This is a genomic window from Tessaracoccus flavus (assembly GCF_001997295.1).
GTDB lineage: Bacteria > Actinomycetota > Actinomycetes > Propionibacteriales > Propionibacteriaceae > Arachnia > Arachnia flava.
On the sequence record NZ_CP019605.1, the window covers coordinates 282,721 to 299,999 of the forward strand.

Genomic DNA, 17,279 nt, shown 5'->3' on the forward strand with positions numbered 1-17,279 from the left:
CCGACGCCCGGCTAGGGAGTCAGAGACCCGACGAGGTGGGCCGAGGCGACGACGCGGCCAACCGCCCGCCCGTGCCCGAGGACCGGGTACGGGTCGAGCGCGCAGACGTTCTGTGTCGCGCGGCCGAGGCTACCCAGGGCCGCGACGGCGGCGGCGACCGCGGCGCGGTCGTGGCCGTCGTTCACCTTGATCGCGATGCCCGTGCCGTCGGCCAGCCCGATCGCCAGCACACCCTCGGCGCCCTGCTTGCACACCAGGCCCGGCACCTCCCGGTGGAGCACCGCCTCGTAGCGGCGCGAGCCCGAGGCGTACTCGGGGTGGGCGCGGTAGGCGTCGGCCACAAGGCGGGCAGGTCCATCGGACGCGCTCGCCAAGGTCCCGAAGGCTCGGGCGAGCCCAGCCAGGCTGGCCACGAACGCGGGCGCTCCGCAGCCGTCGACGAGGGGCGCGGCCGGCGCCTCCCCGGTGAACTCGGCGATCGCCTCGCGGGCGGCACGCTGGAGTGGGTGGTCGGGGTCGAGGTAGCCCTCGGTCGGCCACCCCGCACGGACGCAGGTGAGCAGCATCGCGGCGTGCTTGCCGGAGCAGTTGTGCGCGAGCCTCTCCTCATGCCGCCCGGCGGCGAGCCAGTCCGACTCGGCGCGGCCGTCGATGGGGAGGCCGGCGGTGTTGCCCAGGGCCCGCACATCCAGACCTGCGCCATCGAGGATGCGGAGCACCGCCTCGAGGTGGAACGGTTCGCCGGAGTGGGACGCGGCGGCCAGCGCCAGCTCTGCGCCCTCGAGGTCGAGGCCGTGGCGGAGCATGGCGATCGCCTGGAACGGCTTGACGGCGGAGCGGGGAAGCATGGGGCTCCCGACGTCGCCGAAGGAGAAGCGAGTCTCGCCGGACGGGCCGGTGACGGCGAGCGCGCCGTGATGCAGACCTTCGAGGAATTCGCCGCGCCACACCTCGGCGAGCACTGGATCGGAACTCATGACCACGGCGCAGAGCCTAACCCGAGCTGACGCTCCACTCCCACCCCCGAGCCCCCGGGGGCACTGAGCCACGAATAGGGGCGCTCCGGGAATGGGGTAGAGTTGGCGTCGGTTCCTCGCGCGGCGGTATCTCGCCCAACTCCCCCAGGGTCGGAAGGCAGCAAGGGTAAGTGAGCTCTTCCGGGTGCGCGAGGGGCCCTTTTTCTTGCCCGGACCCGCCGGGGGCGAGGATCTCTGGTGGGCTTACCGGATTGTCTGGACGCTGGAATAGGGTGGGGCCGTGGACGACGAGTACGACGAGGACGACTACGGCCCGATCCCCGATGAGGGCTACGCCGCCGATCAGCCGGGGTTCGAGCCGATGGAGGGGCCCGGGCTCTTTGACGATCTCGACGTGCCCGAGCCCGACCCGGTGCCCGTCCAGGATGGGCCCAGTCTCTTCGCAGACGCGGAGGAGGCGGAGGTTGTGCCGGAAGCGGCCGACGAGGTCTCGTTCGTCCCGCCGTCGCGCATCGACAACTCGCCCCGCAAAGTGCAGCAGGACGCTCCGCTCGCGCTCTACCGGCGCTACCGCCCCGACACCTTCGCCGACGTCATCGGCCAGGAGCACGTGACGGTGCCGCTGCAGCGCGCCCTGGCCAACAACCGCGTCAACCACGCATACCTCTTCTCCGGGCCGCGCGGCTGTGGCAAGACGACGTCGGCCCGCATCCTCGCGCGCTGCCTCAACTGCGAGCAGGGACCCACCGACACCCCCTGTGGCCAGTGCCGGTCGTGCCAGGACCTCGCCCGCGGCGGGCCCGGCTCCATCGACGTGATCGAGATCGACGCCGCCTCCCACGGCGGTGTCGACGACGCCCGCGACCTGCGCGAGCGCGCCTACTTCGCGCCGGTGGCCAGCCGCTACAAGATCTACATCGTCGACGAGGCGCACATGGTGACGCCCGCCGGTTTCAACGCGCTGCTCAAGCTCGTCGAGGAGCCGCCGCCGCACGCGAAGTTCATCTTCGCCACGACCGAGCCGGAGAAGGTCATCGGCACCATCCGCTCGCGTACCCACCACTACCCGTTCCGGCTGGTCCCGCCCCGCGTGCTCGGAGACTACCTGGCCGAGATCTGCGAGTCCGAGGGCGTCGAGGTGGACCACGCCGCGCTACCGCTCGTTGTCCGGGCCGGGGCGGGCTCGGTTCGTGACTCCCTCTCGGTGCTCGACCAGTTGCTCGGCGGCGCCAGCGAGGACGGCGTCAGCTACGCCCAGGCCGCCGCCCTGCTCGGCTACACCCCGGACGCCCTGCTCGACGAGATCATGGACGCCTTCGCGGCCGGGGACTCCGCGGGCGTGTTCCACACCATCGACAAGGTGATCGAGGTCGGCCAGGACCCCAGGCGCTTCGCGGAGGACCTGCTGCGTCGGCTGCGCGACCTCATCATCCTCGCCGCAGTGCCCGAGGCGGCCACCAACGGCCTCCTCGAGGTGTCGGGGGACCAGGCCCAGCGCCTGCAGACCCAGGCCGCAGGAATGGGGGCGGGCGAGCTCACGCGCGCAGCCGAGGTCATCGCCACCGGCCTCACCGAGATGCGAGGCACCACCGCGCCGCGGCTCCACCTCGAGTTGATGTGCGCCCGGGTGCTGCTCCCCGGCGCGGATACCGACGAGCGCGGCCTGCATGCCCGCATGGACCGACTCGAGCGCCGGGTCGGCATGATCGGCAAGGGGGAGGCCGACCCGGTCGCGGACTGGGAGGACGTGGCCGAACCCACCCGTCCGGTCCGGGAGCGACCCGCTGCCCAGCAGGCGGCGGCGCCCCAGGGCCGACGTCCGGCAGGGGAGCCGCCCCGCCAGCGGGACGCGGCCGCCGCCCCCGCTCAGGAGCCCGAGACCGTCTCCACCCAGCGATCGGCCGAGGACGGGCCCGCCAGCCCAGGGCAGCCGTCGTCGCCGCCCTCCGTCAGGCAACCCGCTCCCGCCAAGGATCCGCGACGGCCCGCCCCCGTCGAGGAGCCGGCCCCCGCGTCACCGCCTGCCCCCGCCAAGCCCGCCGCCACCGGCCGCGTGGAGCTCACGGCCGCGGAGCTTCGCCGCGTCTGGCCGAACGTGCTCGAAGAGGTCAAGACCCGTCGCCGGTTCACCTACATGCTGCTCAGCCAGCACGCGCAGGTGCTCGACGTCAGCGACGGCGCGCTCATGCTCGGGTTCAGCGCCGTCGGTCCGCGCGACAACTTCACCAGCGGCGGCAGCCAGGACGTCCTGGCCGACGCGATCATCGAGACGATCGGCGTCGAGCTGCGCATCCAGGCAGTCGTGAGCGACGCGGACCACCCTGAGCGCCGCCCCGCGGCACCGAGCGCCGAACGACCGCCGGTCGAGGCCCCCGAGCCACCCGAGCGCCGCGAGCCCCAGGAGGCGCCCCGGCAGCGTCCCGAGCCCGCCCGTCAGCCGGAACCTCCCGCGAGAGAGGAACCGCCGGAGGACACCGCCATCTCGGCCGACGACCAGGTGCTGGACCCCACGCACAACGCCGAGGAACTGCTGACCAGCGCGTTCGGCGCCGAGGTGATCTCCGTGCGCGACCTCGGGGCCCAGAGCGGTCAGTAGAAACCCGTCGGCCCGGCGGAGCGACGGGCGTTGTCGGCGCGAGCGCCTATGCTTGCGATACCACCCATCCCAGGAGCGAAAAGTATGTTTGGTGACTTCGATATCAACTCGCTGATGCAGCAGGCCCAACAGTTGCAGGCCGACCTGGAGCGCGCGCAGGAGGAGTTGGCGTCCAAGACGTTCACGGCCACCGCGGGCGGGGAGCTGGTATCGGTCGAACTCAACGGCAAGGGAGACATCGAGTCCCTCACGATCCAGCCGGACGCGATGGATCCGGACGATCCCGAGACGCTCGCGGCGCTCATCATCGCCGCCTACCGCTCGGCCAAGTCCCAGGTCGACTCCGCCGCGGCCGAAGCCATGCCCGCGATGCCGCCGATGCCCGGGCTCGGTTCCTGAGTTGTACGAAGGCCCGATCCAGGACCTCATCGACGAGCTGAGCCGGCTCCCCGGCATCGGCCCGCGTGGGGCCCAACGCATCGCGTTCTACCTCCTCGACGCGCCGGAGGAGGACGTCTACACGCTGGCGGACACCCTCCGGCGGGTAAAGGAGACCTCTCGTTTCTGCGAGGTGTGCTTCAACATTTCGCAGGAGGCGCGCTGCCGGGTCTGCCGTGACCCCCGCCGCGACCGCACCCAGCTGTGTGTGGTGGAGGAGTCCAAGGACGTCGTCGCGATCGAGCGGACCAACGAGTTCCGCGGCCTCTACCATGTGCTCGGCGGGTCCATCTCCCCGATCGACGGCCGCGGTCCGTCCGACCTGCACACGCGGGAGCTGTTCCAGCGGCTCGCGGACGGGGAGATCGTCGAGGTCATCCTCGCGACCGACCCCGACACCCAGGGTGAGGCGACGGCCTCCTACCTCAGCCGCATGTTGCGCGATTTCGGAGTCCGGGTCACCCGCCCGGCAAGCGGCCTGCCGGTCGGCGGCGACCTCGAGTACGCCGATCAGGTCACGCTCGGCCGGGCGTTCGAGGGACGGCGCTCGATGTTCGAGCCCGAGCCCAGCGCCTGAGCGTCGACCAGCGCCTGATTAGACCGACAGCGCGCGACGAAGCGCCGCCAGCCTTGTCCCGATGATCCGCTGGGACAGTTCCGCCTCGGGGGCCATCCACTCCGAACCGTGGTAGGCACCCGGCCAGAGATGGAACTCGGTGACGACGCCCGCCCCGATCAGCCGCTCGGCCAGGAGGACGTCCTCGTCGCGGCCTTTGACTCGGAGGGCAACCTCTGGATCTCCACCGACGGTCAGCCCGGCACCATCGGTCTGGCGGACGCGCCCCACAAGGTGACGTTGGACGGCCCGGACCGGGGACGCGTGCAGCAGTTCCTCGCCGTCCCGCGGGACGCTGAGACGTGTGGTCCGGTCATCCATGACCGTGACAACTCGGTCTTCGTGGCGGTGCAGCATCCCGGTGAGGACGGACGCTGGGGTGCGCACACGTCGTACTTCCCGGACTTCCTCCCCGCCGACGGTCCCGTCCAGGTGGGCGACAAGGTCGCGGCCCCCCGCCCGACCGTCGTGCAGGTGTACCGACCGACCGGCGCCAACGCTCGTCGTTCCTGAACGCCAACCGAGAAGCGCGAACGCCAACGCAATCGCCAAGACGCCAACCGGTAGAGGGAAACGCCAACCGGTAGAGGCAAATGCCAACCGACAAGCCCATTCGCCGACGAGACTCAGCGACGCCTTCGATATTTCACGGGCGTCGCTGAGTCTCGGGGGCGATACGGAATATCGGTTGGCGTTCGGCACTGTCGGTTGGCGTTCGGCACTGTCGGTTGGCGTCAGGTTCTCTCGGTTGGCGTTCTGTGCTCCCGGTTGGCGTCGGGCCGGTGCTCAGGGGGTACGTGGGGCGGCGGTCGCGAGGAGACGCAGGGCGCGACGGACGCGGGCCGGCTCGTGTCCGCCGTAGTCGACGACGATGCCCGCGCGCGGCGAGCCCCCCGCCCAGCCGTCGGCGAGGTCGCCGACGAGGAGTCCCTTCGCCGCCGCCGCCTCGCGCCACCGCGCAGCGACCAGCGGCGGAGTCTCGATCACCAGCAGGTGTCCCGTGTCCTGCACCTGCCCGTGCTCGCCGAGCTCCGGAAGCAGAGCTGCGGCCTCGGCACGGGCGGCAGCCAGCCGTCGTCGCGCCCGCCCCAACCGTTTCCGGAGGCCGCCTTCGTCGAGGTAGCGCGCCAAGGCCAGCTGCGCCAGGGGGGAGACGGTGGCACCGAGCGCCGCCTTCGCGGCCACCACCGCCGGGCGCAGGCGCTCCGGGACGACGAGGTAGCCCGTCGCGACAGCAGGGCTGAGGACCGACGAGAACGTGCCGAGGTGCGCCACGACGTCGGGGTCGAGTTGCCAGAGCGGAGGTAGCGGGGGGCCGAGGTGCCGGTACTCGGCGTCGTAGTCGTCCTCCACCAGGAGGGAAGCGTTGGCGCGTGCCCAGGCGATGAGCTCCTGCCGGGCTCGCGCCGGCAACGCCCCACCGAGCGGGTACTGGTGGTTCGGGGTGACCAGCACGAGATCGACCGGCCTCGCCGAGTGGGCATCGTTCAGCGACGCGCGATGGAATCCATCCGCCCCCACCGGAACCGGCACGACGTCGACGCCTACCTGGGTGAGAAGCCGTCGCAAACCGGGAAAGCCAGGACTCTCGACGGCCACCCGCGGGAGCCGCGACCTGGGGTCAGCAGGAACCGAACTCCCGACGACATTCAGCAACAACCCGAGACCCGCCCGCGCCCCGCTCGTGACAGCAATGGAGCCCGGGTCGACGACCATCGCCCGCGACAGCCGCAGGTGCTGGGCGATCGCCTGCCGTAAGGCGGGCTCGCCGAGAGGGTCGAGGGTCGGGGTGCGGCGGACGGCGTCGCGCCACGACGCCCGCCACGTCGGATCGTCGGCCAGCGGACCCGTCGGCTCGTGGCCCGGAAGAAAGCTGATCGTGGGGAGGGTGGTGCGCGGGCTGGAGGGGGGCGGGCCCGGCCTGGGCGGCTGCGTCAACAGCGTCAGGTCCGAACTGATCCTCGTCGCTGACCGGGGCCGTGCAACGAGATACCCCTCGGCGGTGAGCTGGTCGTACGCGGCGGTGACGGAGCCGCGCGAGACCCCCAGATCTCCGGCGACGGCGCGGCTCGACGGTATCGCGTCACCGGGCCGCAGGGCTCCGGTCGTGATGAGGCGGCGCACCTCCGCGGCGATCTGGACGGGGAGCGGGGCGGAACCCGGAGCCCGATCGGCCGAGAACGAACGGAAGCTCTCCAGCGTCACGTCACACCTCCATCTGGACTATTGAAGCGTAGTTCATCTGGACCTGTACCAATCCAGATGAGCGCGGGACGATCGTCGGGTGACTCAGATCATCGATACCCCCCAGGACCGTTCCCTCGTCAACACCGGCCTCGCCGAGATGCTCAAGGGCGGCGTCATCATGGACGTGGTGACGCCCGAGCAGGCCAGGATCGCCGAGGAGGCAGGTGCCGTGGCCGTCATGGCGCTGGAGCGAGTGCCCGCCGACATTCGAGCCCAGGGCGGGGTGGCCCGCATGAGCGACCCCGACCTCATCGCGGGCATCATCGGGGCCGTGTCCATCCCCGTCATGGCGAAGGCGCGCATCGGGCACTTCGTGGAGGCCCAGGTGCTCGAAGCCCTCGGCGTCGACTACATCGACGAGTCCGAGGTCCTGTCGCCGGCCGACTACGTCAACCACATCGACAAGACCAGGTTCCGCGTCCCGTTTGTCTGCGGCGCCACCAACCTCGGCGAGGCGCTGCGCCGGATCACCGAGGGCGCGTCCATGATCCGCAGCAAGGGCGAGGCCGGCACCGGCGACGTCTCGGAGGCCACCCGCCACCTCCGCACAATCCGCGGCGAGATCAGGGCGCTGGCAGCCAAGACTGACGACGAGCTCTTCGTCGCGGCGAAGGATCTTCAGGCTCCCTACGAGTTGGTGCGTCGGGTGGCGCGCGACGGGAAGCTGCCGGTCGTCTTGTTCGTGGCGGGCGGCGTAGCCACTCCCGCCGACGCGGCGATGATGATGCAGCTGGGCGCCGACGGCGTGTTCGTCGGGTCGGGCATCTTCAAGTCCGGCGACCCCGCCGCCAGGGCGCGGGCCATCGTCCAGGCGACGACGCACTTCGACGACGCGGCACGCATCGCCGAGGTCTCCCGCGGTCTGGGCGAGGCGATGGTCGGCATCAACGTGGCCGACGTCCCCGCGCCGCACCGGCTCGCCGAGCGCGGATGGTGACGGTCGGCGTCGTCGCGCTCCAGGGCGCCGTCCGCGAGCACGCACGCGCCGTCCAGGAGGTGGGGGGTCGAGCCCGCTTCGTCCGCACCCCGGGGGACCTGGCCGGGCTGGACGGATTGATCCTCCCCGGCGGGGAGTCGACGGTCATGGCGCGGCTGGCACGGGGCACGGGGCTGTTCCCTGCGATCAGGGCGGCGCTCGACCGGGGGCTGCCTGTGCTGGGCACCTGCGCCGGGCTGATCCTCCTCGCCGACGACGTCGCCGATCCCGGGGCGCTCGAGGGACTCGAGACGGTGGGAGGGCTGGACGTGCGGGTGCGCCGAAACGCCTACGGCAGCCAACTGGCCTCCGGCGTCGTTCCGGTCACTGCTGCAAACCGCACCACTTTCAGCGGCGTGTTCATCAGGGCCCCGCGGATCGAGTCCGTCGGCCCGGGGGTGGTGGTGCTGGCCACGCGTGCAGGCGAGCCGGTGGCCGTGCGGCAGGGCAGCGTGACGGCGTGTGCCTTCCACCCGGAACTCGCCGAGGATCGGCGCTTCCACGAGTGGCTGCTCTCGTCCACCGCGCCAGTCTGAGGCTGTCGGCTCCAGGCCCTATCGTGGGGGCGTGCCACATCCCGTCATCTCCGCCCGGGCGCTGACCAAGCGCTACGGAGACTTCACCGCCGTCGACGGCATCGACTTCGACATCGCCCCAGGAGAGTCGTTCGGCTTCCTCGGCCCCAACGGGGCCGGCAAGTCGACGACCATGCGCATGATCGCGGCCACCTCGACGCGCACCTCGGGGGAACTCACCGTGCTCGGGCTCGATACCGCCGACCACGGCCCCGAGATTCGCGCCCAGCTCGGCATCGTCCCCCAGGGCGACCTCCTCGACGAGGAGCTGCGCGTCATCGACAACCTCATCGTGTACGGCCGGTACTTCGGGCTGCCGCGGAGCTACGTGAAGCAGCGCAGCGAGGAACTGCTGGACTTCGCCCAGCTGCGCGAGAAGCGGCTCTCGCGCGTCAGTGACCTCTCCGGAGGCATGAAGCGCCGGCTCACGATCGCCCGCGGCCTCGTCAACAACCCCAAGGTGATGCTGCTCGACGAACCCACCACCGGCCTCGACCCGCAGGCCCGGCACGTGCTGTGGGACCGCCTGTTCCGCCTCAAGGAGGAGGGCGTCACGCTGGTGGTCACCACCCACTTCATGGACGAGGCCGAGCAGCTGTGCGACCGGCTCGTGGTGATCGACAAGGGGGTCATCGTCGCCGAGGGCAGCCCGTCGTCGCTCATCCGTCAGTACTCCACGCGCGAGGTGCTGGAGGTGCGGTTCGGATCGGCCCGCAACGCAGCCGCGGCCGGAGGGCTCGACGGCGTGGGCGTGCGCCGTGAGGTGTTGCCCGACCGGATCCTCGTCTACGCCGACAACGGCGAACACGCGCTGCAGGAGGTGCTCGAGCGGGGCTTCGAGCCGCTCACGTCGCTGGTGCGCCGCTCGTCGCTGGAGGACGTCTTCCTCCGCCTCACCGGCCGGAGCCTGGTGGAATGAGCACCGGCGTCATCGATTCGGGCCTCAGTGCGGACCACCGCGTCTCGGCCCGCTGGGGCTGGTGGTCGCTGGTGGAGCACCGCGCCAAGCTCATCCGCTACTACTACCCGACGATGCTCATCACCGGCATCGGCTCACCGTTCCTCTACCTGCTCGGGCTCGGCTACGGCCTGGGCGTGCTCGTCGACCAGGGGCGGGGCATCGAGGGCGTGCCATACCTCACCTTCGTCGCTCCCGCGTTGGTGATGGCGACGGTCATGCAGGTCTCCGCGCAGGAGAACACCTTCGGGGTGTTCGGGGGCTTCAAGTGGTCCAACACGTTCACCGCGATGCGGCTGACCCCCGTCACGCCCGGGCAGATGGCGGTCGGTTACCAGGCCTCGGTGCTCGTGCGCGTCTCGATCATGCTGGGCTTCTACCTGGTGGCCCTGCTGATCTTCGGGATCGGGCGGCCGCTCGGGGTGCTGCTGCTCTTCCCGATCGGCATCCTGCTGTCCATCGCCGTCGGGTTCGCGGTCATGGCCTGGGTGGCGACGCAGAAGGACGACAGGGGCCAGCTGAGCTTCGTTGAACGGTTCGTCATCGTGCCGCTCACGCTGTTCTCCGGCACCTACTTCCCGCTCGACACGCTGCCGGGCTACCTCCAACCCATCGGCTGGATCTCACCGCTCTGGCACGCTGCGGAGCTGGGCCGCGCCGCGCTCTACGGTGCACCGTTGAGCGCGGTAATGGCAGCGGTGCACGTCGGCTTCCTCGTACTGGTCGCGCTCGTGGCGGCGGCCCTGTCGACCCGGACGTTTCGGCGGAGGTTGGACTCGTGACCGCCCCCGTCGGCGCGCCGGTGCCCCGGGTACCCGCCGTCCTGCGCGGCCTCTACGCCGGCAACGTGCGCTCGGTCGTCGCCCGGGGGCTCCGGGTCATCGCGCGCAACAACTGGGTCATCGTCCTGACCGGATTCTTCGAGCCGGTCTTCTACCTCCTGTCCATGGGGCTGGGGCTAGGCGCCCTCATCGGGACGGTCGAGTTCTACGGCCGGGAGGTGCCGTACGCGGCCTACATCGCGCCCGCCCTCATGGCCGTGTCCGCGATGAACGGGGCGATGTACGACACGACGTACAACGTGTTCTTCAAGATGAGGTACGCCAAGCTTTACGACCAGATGCTCTCCACCTCGCTGGGCCCCATGGACGTGGCGCTCGGGAGATCCTCCTAGCGCTGTTCAGGGGGCTGCTGTACGCATCGGGCTTCCTCGTCGTGACGACGCTGCTCGGGCTGAACCTCTCCTGGACCGCCGTTCTCGCGATCCCTGCCGCGCTGCTCGTCGCCTTCGGGTTCGCCTCCATCGGGCTGGCGGCCACCAGCTACATGAAGGTCTGGCAGCACGCCGACATGGTCTACTTCGTGATGCTGCCGATGTTCCTGCTGTCGGCCACGTTCTTCCCCATCTCCGTGTACCCCGACTGGGTGCAGTGGATCGTGATGGCCATGCCGCTCTGGCACGCCGTCGACATGATCCGCCAGTTCACCACCGGTCTCATCCAGCCCACCCTCTGGGTGCACATCGCCTACTTCTCGGCGATGATCCTCGTCGGCGTCACGGTGGCCACCCGACGGCTCAAGGCGCTGTTCCTGCGCTGACGGGCGCACGGCCCGGCCACGGCAACGAATGATCGGTGAGCAACGCCGTCGGCGCATGGCCCCCAGGCGGTAGGTTTGGGGCGTGGGAGAACAACGCCGTCGTTACGAAGTGCTGCCCGGCAATCACGGGTCGCGGATCAAGGTCAACATCCGTGGTGAGGACATCCTCCACATACCCAGACTCAACCGAGGCACCGCGTTCACGACTGAGGAGCGCAAACGGCTCGGGCTTGTCGGGCTGCTGCCGAGCGGCGTCACGCCCATCGACGCGCAGGTGCACCGCGCCTACCAGCAGTTCCTCGAGGCGCGCGCGCCGATGGCGAAGTTCCGCCGCCTCGCCTCGCTGCGCGACCGCAACACTGTCCTGTTCTTCCGGCTGCTGTCGGAGCACATCGAGGAGATGATGCCGATCGTCTACACCCCGACGATCGGCATCGCCATCGAGCAGTTCAGCCGCCAGCTCACCCGCGTCGAGGGGGTGTTCCTCTCGATCGACACACCTGAGGACATCGAGGAGGCGCTCCTGGCGAAGGGACGTCACGCCGACGACATCGACATCATCATCGTCACCGACTCCGAGGGCATCCTGGGGATCGGCGACCAGGGCGTCGGCGGCATCCAGATCTGCCTCGGGAAGAAGAGCCTTTACACGGCCGCGGGCGGGGTGGACCCCAACCGGATGATCTCCGTGTGCCTCGACGTCGGCACCAACAACCTCGGCCTCCTCAACGACGACCTGTACCCGGGAGTCCGGCATGCCCGGGTCCGCGGGAAGGCGTACGACGACTTCGTCGACGCTTTCGTGACCGCGGCGCAGAAGGTCTTCCCCCACGCGATGATCCACTGGGAGGACTTCGGCGCCGCCAACGCCCACAAGATCCTGGACCGCTACCGCGACGAGGTGTGCACCTTCAACGACGACGTCCAAGGGACGGCCGCCGTCGTCGGGGCGGCTGCGACCGCAGCGGTGCGGGCCAAGGGTGAACGGCTGCGCGATCAGCGCGTCGTCGTCTACGGGGCCGGCACCGCGGGGATCGGCATCGCGGACCTCCTGCGGGAGGTCATGGCCGGCGAAGGGCTGGACCCCGACGAGGCGACCGACCGTTTCTGGTGCCTCAACAGCCGCGGGCTCATCACCGACGCCTCGGCCAACGTCCGCGACTTCCAGGAGCCCTACGCGAGGGACTCGCTCGAGGTGGCGGACTGGGAGGTCGACAACCAGCGCCGCATCTCGCTGGCCGAGGTGGTCTCCCACATCAAACCGACGATCCTCATCGGGACGAGCGGGCAGCCGGGCACGTTCAGCGAGAAGATCGTCCGCGAGATGGCCGCGCACGTGGACCAGCCGATCATCATGCCGCTGTCCAACCCCACCCCGCTGGTCGAGGCGACGCCGGCCGACATCCTCGAGTGGACCGACGGCAGGGCCCTCATCGCCACTGGATCGCCCTTCGACCCGGTCCCACGCGGCGACGTCGAGTTTGAGATCGCACAGGCCAACAACGCGCTGGTGTTCCCCGGGATCGGCCTGGGTGTGGCGGCCTGCCGTGCACGTCGCGTGACCGACAAGATGATCGTCGCCGCGGCGGAGGCGGTGGCGTCGATGGTCCAGATGAGCACGCCCGGCACGCCGTTGCTGCCCCGGATCAACGACCTGAGGCGGGTGTCGGCGACCGTCGCCATCGCCGTCGCCCAAGCCGCGGCCGAGGAAGGCGTCGCCGACGTGGTCCTGAAAGACCCGGTCCAGGACGTCTTCGACCGCATGTGGCAGCCGGTCTACCCGGAGTTCATCCTCGACGACTGACTAGCGTCCAGCTCCACGTCCCCCGGGTAGCGACCCGTGGGACGCGCGGCGCTCATCACCTTCCCCCCACCTGAAGGTGGGCTTCCGGTCCTTGCCCACTCTGAAGGGGTCAGTTTGGTGACACGCGCGACCATAGTGGTCGTACATGTCGCTGAATGGCACCACTCGGGGCGTTGGGACGAGCGCGCTCATCACGTCTCCCTCACCTGAAAGTAAGTGACCACCGTTGCCGTGGCGCGCGGTGTTGGGGCTTGTCAGGTTTGTGTGAGTAGGAGTCCTTCGGGGGTGGGGGTGATGGTGAGGCCTGCTTGTCGTAGATGGTTCAACGCGTTGCGGATGGCTACTCCGGGGCGCCGTTTGTCGTAGTAGTCCGCGCCGAGTTCGTGGTACGGCTCCCCAGTGGTGAGGATGTGCCAGCAGATCGTGATCAGGGTGCGGGACAAGGCGACCACGGCACGTTGTGAACCGCGTCGCGTGAGTCGTCGGAACCGGGCAGCGAGGAAGGTGTGTTTGGAGTTGGCGGCGCTGAGGGCTGCCATCCCGAGTGCACCCTTGAGGTGTTTGTTGCCCGGGCGGCACGTGGAGGAGTGACGTTTCCCGGCGGACTCATTGAGTCCTGGAGCGACGCCCGCCCATGAGGCCAACTTGCCGGGAGAGTCGAACACGCTCATGTCGATGCCGATCTCGGCCAGGATCTGCTCGGCTGTGGTGTCGGAGACACCCGGGATCGTGCTCAATAATGCCCGGGCCTTGCCCCAGGTCATGGCGCCCTCTGGAGCGGGGTCGTTGTCGGTGAAGTAGCCCTCGATCCGGGCGTCGAGCTCGCTGATCTGAGCGGCGTAGTCATCGATGAGGTGCAGGTGCAGCCGGGCCAGGAACCCGTGATGCTCGGTGAACCGACCCGTCAGAGCCTCGGCGAGTTCGTCAGTGCTGGCCTTGAGACGACACCCCAACCCGGCCAGGACCTGCGGGTCACGCTCGCCCTCGATCAGTGCCTGCAGCATCCGACGCCCCGACACACCGTTGATGTCAGAGATCACCGACGACAGTTTGATCGAGGCCGACTCCAGCAGCTTCTCCAACCGTTGGATCTCCTGACCACTGAGCCTGACCAGCTGGGTACGGTGACGCACCAGATCCTTGATCTCGCGCTGCGCCTGGCCAGGCACGAACGATCCCCGCACCAGCCCGTGAGCCGCGAGATCCGCCAACCAGGCCGCGTCAGCGACATCGGTCTTACGGCCAGGGATCTGACGCACCTGCCGGGGGTTGGCCAACACCACCGACAACCCCGCCTCGGACAACAAGTAGAAAAAGGGCTTCCAGTAATCACTGGTGGCTTCCATCACCACACAGCTGACCTTCTCCCGTACCAGGTACTGACCCAGCTCCAGAATCGACGAAGCCCGAGCAGGCCACGTCGTGATCTCAGTGCTCGTCCGCCGCGACCCGCGCCCCTGGACCCGGACACACACCTTCGCGTCGGACTTCGACACATCCATCCCAGCACACCGCTGGTGAACAACATCCATAACAGCCTCCCTTCACAGGCCGTGATCAATGACCGTCCAGAAGGGCCCCGAGAGGGAGCTACAAGGGGAAAAGATGAACAATCTCACCCGCGTGCTCAAAGCAACAATCCACGGTTCCCGATCCGTGAAGAAACAGCTCCCATCCCAAGCTGAGTAGCGGGCTCGCCCGCACCAGGGAGACGACGGGATGATCCCGGAACCCCTCCACCGCAACCATCCACCCAGGCCGCGGCCCCACGCAAGACTTTCCCCACCCACGGTGCCGGAACGGCCAGAAAGCTGAGTAGCGACCGTGAGGAACGAACGGTCGCGTATCGAAGGGCTCATGAGACAACCGCTGTCCCGGTCCGCCACCGCGTGCGCTATCCCTGATCAACGCCCACCGACGCCACAAACGCCAACTGAAATACCGTGAGGCCGACGAGACTCAGCGATGCCTGTGAGGTATCACAGGCACCGCTGAGTCTCGCCGGCGGATGGGTTTGCCGCTTGGCGTTTCGGTCTCTTCGTTGGCGTTTGGTCTAGTCGGTGGGCGTACGGCCTTTTCGGTTGGCGTTTCCGTCTGACCGTTGGCGGGTGCACCTCGGGGTTGGCGTTTCCTCCAACCGACCTAGGCGAGGCCCTCCTCGACGAGTTCGTCCATCGTCGCCATGACCGCCAACGTGTCGTCGTGGGGCATCAGCTCGGATTCCGTGCGGCCCTCGGCCACCATCGTCGCGAAGTGCGCCGCCTCGTAGCAGAGACCTCCGTGGTCCTCGATCTGCGGACGCTCCGAGACCGCCACCTCGCCGTCGCGCGTGATGAAGCTGATCTGCCCGGGACCGTAGAAGGGGCCGGGGATCTCGATGCGCGCCTTGTCCCCGGAGATGTGCGCCACCGTCGGGGTGCGGGCGGCCAGCGTCGTGGAGATCAGCGCCTGGGCGTGGGGATGGTCCGGGAACTCGCCCAACACTGCTGAGATCTGCCGGTCCACGCCGGTGAACGCGCGGCTCCCGAGGGCCGCCGCCAGGGCGGGTGCCCCCAGCACGAAGTTGACGAAGGAAACGGGGTAGACGCCGAGGTCCAGCATCGCTCCGCCGGCCAGTTCCGGGGCGAACAACCGGCTGGACTCGTTCTGCTCGAACCACTGACCGTGATCGGCGAAGACGGTCTCGATCTCACCGAGCGCCCCCACCTCGAGGAGCTGCCGGACCACGTCCATGTGGGGCAGGAAGCGGGTCCACATCGCCTCCATCAGCGCCACCCCGGCGGCGCCGGCGGCCTCGACGATCTCGTTGGCTTCGGCGAACGTCCGCGCGAACGCCTTCTCGACCAGCACGGGCTTGCCTGCCTCGATCGCCATCAGGGCGTTGTCGCGGTGCTCGCTGTGTGGCGTTGCCACGTAGACGATGTCGACGTCCGCATCCTCGACCAGCGCCTCGTACGACCCATAGGCGCGCTCCGCTTCGAATCGGTCGGCGAACCGCTTGCCGCGGGACTCGGTCCGCGACCCCACCGCCACCAGCCGCTGGCGCGTGTTCTTGTGCAGGGTGTCGATGAAGCGTTCGGCGATCCAACCCGTGCCGAGGATCCCCCAGCGCAGTGGGGGAGCGTCCATCGGGTCGGGGATGCGGGGAGTTGGCAGCGTTGTCATGGGGCCAATCCTGCCCCATCTGCCGGGCTAGTGGGGGAGCAGCTGGCTCAGCCCCTCGACGACGTAGGTCGGCCGCTGGTCGTGGGGCCGGGCGGAGACGTCGTCGAGCGTGGAATCCCCGGTCAGCACCAGCGCCGACGGCATGCCGCAGTCGAGCGCCATCTGGATGTCGGTGGCCAGTCGGTCACCCACCATCAGGCACTGCGAGAGGTCGACGTCGTGCCCGCGGAGCGCTTCGGTCAGCATGAGTGGCGACGGCTTGCCCAGACTCACGCGGCAGCGGGTGCCGGTGGCCGCCTCGATCGCCGCCGTCATCGCCGCGCAGTCCGGCTCGCCCCGACCGCCGGGATACGGGCAGAAGCGGTCGGGATTGGTCTGGATGAGGAAAGCCCGCTCGTGGAACCAAATCGCGTCGAAGGCGATCTGCAGCTTCCGGTAGTCGAAGGCCCGGTCGTACGAGGCGACGACGATGTCGATCTCGCCGGCATCGTCGGTGAGTCTGAATCCCGCCTCGAGCAGAGCGCGTTGGAGAGGTTCCTCGCCGATCACGAACAGCGCCGCGTCAGGGTGATGCCCGCTCAACCAGCGGACCGTGGTGACGATGGTGTTGACGATGTCAGAGACGGGGACGGCCAGCCCCATCCGCTGCAACTTGTCGCAATACATCGCGGGGTCGTTGGTGGCGTTGTTCGACAGGAACTTCACCGCCTTGCCCTCCGCGCGCAACTTCGCGACCACGTCGACGGCGCCCGGCAGCAGTTCGTCGCCGAGGAAGATCGTGCCGTCGAGGTCGAAGACGTAGGCGTCGTACCAGCGCGTGGGGGTTCCCATCGGGTCTGCTCCTCCTCCGCGGCGGCCAGGCGCCGCGTCTGGCCCAAGCCTGCCACCCCCCGGCCTACCGCACGCGGCGTTGGCGTGGGACGCTAGTGGCGTCGAGCAGTTGCGAGGCCCGCTCACCCCACGGGGCAGGAAGCTGGTGGCTGACGTCGACGAGCCGTCGGGGACGCGCCCCGCCGGTACACCGCGCAGAGAGGGATCCCAGCTATGCCCAGCCGAGAAGCCACAGTCGCATCCGCCGTCGGCCTCCACGCCCGCCCGGCCAGCCTGTTCGTCCAGGAGGTGGCCCGCCTCGATGTGCCAGTCAAGATCCACAAGGAGGGGAAGCGTGCCGTCGACGCCAAGAGCATGCTCGGCGTGATGACGCTCGGCGCGCGCTGCGGCGACGTGGTGACGCTCACCGCGGAGGGCGACGGTGCCGAGGAGGCCCTCGACAGGCTGGTCGCCTTCCTGGAGATCGACCACGACGCATCCTGACGATTGCCCGGGCC

The 17,279-nt window shown here is 69.3% G+C and carries 17 protein-coding genes and 1 other RNA gene; 13 read left to right on the forward strand and 5 right to left on the reverse strand.

All coding sequences use genetic code 11. The annotated features are described in order from the left end of the window. Positions 1-11: 11 nt before the first annotated feature. Positions 12-977, reverse strand: coding sequence for an asparaginase (locus RPIT_RS01165; RefSeq protein WP_077344151.1), 966 nt, complete (start codon positions 975-977; stop codon positions 12-14). A 107-nt stretch (positions 978-1,084) separates the two neighbouring features. Between RPIT_RS01165 and ffs the strand changes: the two genes are divergently transcribed. The 5 genes from ffs to RPIT_RS01190 all read left to right on the forward strand — a co-directional run bounded on the left by ffs (position 1,085) and on the right by RPIT_RS01190 (position 5,140). Then, an RNA gene (ffs, locus tag RPIT_RS01170) (signal recognition particle sRNA small type) lies at positions 1,085-1,181 on the forward strand. Between the two features lie 157 nt (positions 1,182-1,338). Then, positions 1,339-3,573, forward strand: coding sequence for a DNA polymerase III subunit gamma and tau (locus tag RPIT_RS01175; RefSeq protein WP_077344152.1), 2,235 nt, complete (start codon positions 1,339-1,341; stop codon positions 3,571-3,573). Positions 3,574-3,657: 84 nt separating this feature from the next. Beyond that, entirely contained in the window at positions 3,658-3,972 is a 315-nt protein-coding gene (locus RPIT_RS01180; RefSeq protein ID WP_077339760.1) for a YbaB/EbfC family nucleoid-associated protein, read from the forward strand. Position 3,973: 1 nt separating this feature from the next. Next, positions 3,974-4,588 (forward strand): recombination mediator RecR, encoded by a 615-nt coding sequence (gene recR, locus RPIT_RS01185; RefSeq protein ID WP_077339762.1) that lies wholly within the window; start codon positions 3,974-3,976, stop codon positions 4,586-4,588. A 129-nt stretch (positions 4,589-4,717) separates the two neighbouring features. Next, complete coding sequence (locus tag RPIT_RS01190) at positions 4,718-5,140, forward strand: alkaline phosphatase PhoX (protein ID WP_218121594.1); 423 nt, start codon at positions 4,718-4,720, stop codon at positions 5,138-5,140. Positions 5,141-5,413: 273 nt separating this feature from the next. Here the strand turns inward: RPIT_RS01190 and pdxR are convergent, their stop codons facing one another. Then, positions 5,414-6,832 (reverse strand): MocR-like pyridoxine biosynthesis transcription factor PdxR, encoded by a 1,419-nt coding sequence (gene pdxR, locus RPIT_RS01195; protein WP_077339764.1) that lies wholly within the window; start codon positions 6,830-6,832, stop codon positions 5,414-5,416. 139 nt (positions 6,833-6,971) lie between these two features. On the opposite strand from pdxR, the gene pdxS reads away from it, so the two are divergent. From pdxS to RPIT_RS01225, 7 genes are all read left to right on the forward strand, one after another. Then, positions 6,972-7,811, forward strand: coding sequence for a pyridoxal 5'-phosphate synthase lyase subunit PdxS (gene pdxS / locus RPIT_RS01200; RefSeq protein ID WP_077344153.1), 840 nt, complete (start codon positions 6,972-6,974; stop codon positions 7,809-7,811). After that, the gene (pdxT, locus tag RPIT_RS01205) at positions 7,805-8,386 is read left to right on the forward strand and encodes a pyridoxal 5'-phosphate synthase glutaminase subunit PdxT (RefSeq protein ID WP_077339766.1); all 582 of its coding nucleotides are present in this window, start codon (positions 7,805-7,807) and stop codon (positions 8,384-8,386) included. Before pdxS ends, pdxT begins: the two co-directional genes overlap by 7 nt. A 31-nt stretch (positions 8,387-8,417) precedes the next feature. Next, positions 8,418-9,344, forward strand: a complete 927-nt coding sequence (locus RPIT_RS01210) for an ABC transporter ATP-binding protein (RefSeq protein ID WP_077339768.1) — start codon at positions 8,418-8,420, stop codon at positions 9,342-9,344. Further along, entirely contained in the window at positions 9,341-10,165 is an 825-nt protein-coding gene (locus RPIT_RS01215) for an ABC transporter permease (protein WP_077339770.1), read from the forward strand. The genes RPIT_RS01210 and RPIT_RS01215 overlap by 4 nt, the downstream gene beginning before the upstream one ends. After that, positions 10,162-10,557: an ABC-2 transporter permease gene (locus RPIT_RS15500; protein WP_226996303.1), complete on the forward strand. Its 396-nt coding sequence runs from the start codon at positions 10,162-10,164 to the stop codon at positions 10,555-10,557. The genes RPIT_RS01215 and RPIT_RS15500 overlap by 4 nt, the downstream gene beginning before the upstream one ends. A gap of 41 nt (positions 10,558-10,598) precedes the next feature. Next, positions 10,599-10,982, forward strand: coding sequence for an ABC transporter permease (locus tag RPIT_RS15505; protein ID WP_237267838.1), 384 nt, complete (start codon positions 10,599-10,601; stop codon positions 10,980-10,982). Between the two features lie 82 nt (positions 10,983-11,064). After that, entirely contained in the window at positions 11,065-12,786 is a 1,722-nt protein-coding gene (locus RPIT_RS01225) for an NAD-dependent malic enzyme (RefSeq protein ID WP_077339772.1), read from the forward strand. A 254-nt stretch (positions 12,787-13,040) separates the two neighbouring features. Here the strand turns inward: RPIT_RS01225 and RPIT_RS01230 are convergent, their stop codons facing one another. The 3 genes from RPIT_RS01230 to RPIT_RS01240 form a co-directional block, all read right to left on the reverse strand. Beyond that, positions 13,041-14,318 carry an IS110 family RNA-guided transposase gene (locus RPIT_RS01230; RefSeq protein ID WP_077339774.1) on the reverse strand — a complete coding sequence of 426 codons (1,278 nt, stop codon included), beginning with the start codon at positions 14,316-14,318 and terminating at the stop codon, positions 13,041-13,043. Positions 14,319-14,928: 610 nt separating this feature from the next. Beyond that, positions 14,929-15,951: a Gfo/Idh/MocA family protein gene (locus RPIT_RS01235; RefSeq protein ID WP_077339776.1), complete on the reverse strand. Its 1,023-nt coding sequence runs from the start codon at positions 15,949-15,951 to the stop codon at positions 14,929-14,931. 27 nt (positions 15,952-15,978) lie between these two features. Continuing rightward, positions 15,979-16,782 carry an HAD-IIA family hydrolase gene (locus RPIT_RS01240; protein WP_077339778.1) on the reverse strand — a complete coding sequence of 268 codons (804 nt, stop codon included), beginning with the start codon at positions 16,780-16,782 and terminating at the stop codon, positions 15,979-15,981. Between the two features lie 213 nt (positions 16,783-16,995). Here RPIT_RS01240 and RPIT_RS01245 point away from each other — a divergent pair, with 213 nt between their 5' ends. Next, complete coding sequence (locus RPIT_RS01245) at positions 16,996-17,265, forward strand: HPr family phosphocarrier protein (RefSeq protein WP_077339780.1); 270 nt, start codon at positions 16,996-16,998, stop codon at positions 17,263-17,265. Positions 17,266-17,279: the final 14 nt, after the last annotated feature.

What these genes read in the sequence shown, in the direction of transcription:
- RPIT_RS01165 (WP_077344151.1), bottom strand. Translation starts at nt 977, where the DNA reads ATGAGTTCCGATCCAGTGCTCGCCGAGGTGTGGCGCGGCGAATTCCTC.
- RPIT_RS01175 (WP_077344152.1), top strand. Translation starts at nt 1,339, where the DNA reads ATGGAGGGGCCCGGGCTCTTTGACGATCTCGACGTGCCCGAGCCCGAC.
- RPIT_RS01180 (WP_077339760.1), top strand. Translation starts at nt 3,658, where the DNA reads ATGTTTGGTGACTTCGATATCAACTCGCTGATGCAGCAGGCCCAACAG.
- RPIT_RS01190 (WP_218121594.1), top strand. Translation starts at nt 4,718, where the DNA reads ATGGAACTCGGTGACGACGCCCGCCCCGATCAGCCGCTCGGCCAGGAG.
- pdxS (WP_077344153.1), top strand. Translation starts at nt 6,972, where the DNA reads ATGCTCAAGGGCGGCGTCATCATGGACGTGGTGACGCCCGAGCAGGCC.
- pdxT (WP_077339766.1), top strand. Translation starts at nt 7,805, where the DNA reads ATGGTGACGGTCGGCGTCGTCGCGCTCCAGGGCGCCGTCCGCGAGCAC.
- RPIT_RS01215 (WP_077339770.1), top strand. Translation starts at nt 9,341, where the DNA reads ATGAGCACCGGCGTCATCGATTCGGGCCTCAGTGCGGACCACCGCGTC.
- RPIT_RS01230 (WP_077339774.1), bottom strand. Translation starts at nt 14,318, where the DNA reads ATGGATGTTGTTCACCAGCGGTGTGCTGGGATGGATGTGTCGAAGTCC.
- RPIT_RS01235 (WP_077339776.1), bottom strand. Translation starts at nt 15,951, where the DNA reads ATGACAACGCTGCCAACTCCCCGCATCCCCGACCCGATGGACGCTCCC.
- RPIT_RS01240 (WP_077339778.1), bottom strand. Translation starts at nt 16,782, where the DNA reads ATGGGAACCCCCACGCGCTGGTACGACGCCTACGTCTTCGACCTCGAC.
- RPIT_RS01245 (WP_077339780.1), top strand. Translation starts at nt 16,996, where the DNA reads ATGCCCAGCCGAGAAGCCACAGTCGCATCCGCCGTCGGCCTCCACGCC.